The organism is Curtobacterium sp. Csp2, from assembly GCF_013347165.1.
Window position 1 is genome coordinate 3112893 of record NZ_CP054593.1, and the last position, 1152, is coordinate 3114044.

Annotated in this window: 1 protein-coding gene and 2 pseudogenes; 1 reads left to right on the top strand and 2 read right to left on the bottom strand. The window is 74.0% G+C overall.

The window, feature by feature from the left end:
* Together HUN59_RS19495 and prs are read right to left on the bottom strand one after the other, a co-directional pair.
* A pseudogene (locus tag HUN59_RS19495) lies at window positions 1–354 on the bottom strand (putative protein N(5)-glutamine methyltransferase); the annotation flags it as partial.
* Window positions 351–860, bottom strand: a pseudogene (gene prs / locus HUN59_RS15100) (ribose-phosphate diphosphokinase); the annotation flags it as partial. The pseudogenes HUN59_RS19495 and prs, both read right to left, overlap by 4 nt.
* A gap of 101 nt (window positions 861–961) precedes the next feature.
* Here prs and HUN59_RS19500 point away from each other — a divergent pair.
* A partial coding sequence (locus tag HUN59_RS19500) for a hypothetical protein (protein WP_217483566.1) occupies window positions 962–1152 on the top strand: 191 nt, incomplete at its 3' end.

The following is a 1152-nucleotide window of genomic DNA, read 5'->3' on the forward strand; positions in this document are numbered from 1 at the left end:
CAGGTCGCTCCCACGTACCCGGCGGAGCAGCGCGGCGGAGATCGCCCCGCCCCCGCAGCTCATGTCGACGACCCGGTCGTAGCGGTGGCGCCGCCGCTCCGCCTTCTCGACGACGACCGCGGTGCGTGCCCGGGGCACGAAGACCCCCGCGGCGACGCGGACCCGGTGCCCGTCGAAGGCCGCCCAGCCGAGGACGACCTCGAGCGGCTCACCGGCGAGGCGCCGCTGCACCAGGGCACGCAGACGGACCGGATCGCCGTCGCCTGCCTCGAGCAGCAGGTCGGCCTCGTCCTCGGCGAACACGCTGCCCGCCGCCCGGAGCCGGGCGGCGAGCGCGTCCCGCGCTGTGGTCAAGCCGCGCCGTCGAACATCGACGTGACGGAACCGTCGTCGAAGACCTCGTGGATCGCGCGGGCGATGAGCGGGGCGATCGGCAGGACCTCGAGACGGTCCCAGCGCTTCTCCTCCGGCAGCGGCAGGGTGTCCGTGACGACGACGCGGTCGATGAACTCGCTCTGCAGCAGGTCCTTCGCCGGGTCCGAGAACACCGCGTGGGTCGCCGCGACGACGACGCCGGTGGCACCGTTCGCCTTCAGGGCCTCGGCCGCCTTGGCGATCGTGCGACCGGTGTCGATGAGGTCGTCGACGAGCAGGCAGACGCGGCCGGAGACGTCACCGACGATCTCGTGCACGGAGACCTGGTTCGGGACGAGCGGGTCACGCCGCTTGTGGATGATGGCGAGCGGGGCGCCGAGCTTCTCGGACCAGATGTCGGCGACGCGCACGCGGCCCATGTCCGGCGAGACGACGGTGAGCGTCTCCGGGTCGAGGATCTGCTGGAAGCGCTCGAGCAGCACAGGTCGACGACCCGGTCGTAGCGGTGGAGCCGCCGCGCCGCCTGCTCGACGACGACCGCGGTGCGTGCCCGGGGCACGAAGACCCCCGCGGCGACGCGGACCCGGTGCCCGTCGAAGGCCGCCCAGCCGAGGACGACCTCGAGCGGCTCACCGGCGAGGCGCCGCTGCACCAGGGCACGCAGACGGACCGGATCGCCGTCGCCTGCCTCGAGCAGCAGGTCGGCCTCGTCCTCGGCGAACACGCTGCCCGCCGCCCGGAGCCGGGCGGCGAGCGCGTCCCGCGCTGTGGTCAAGC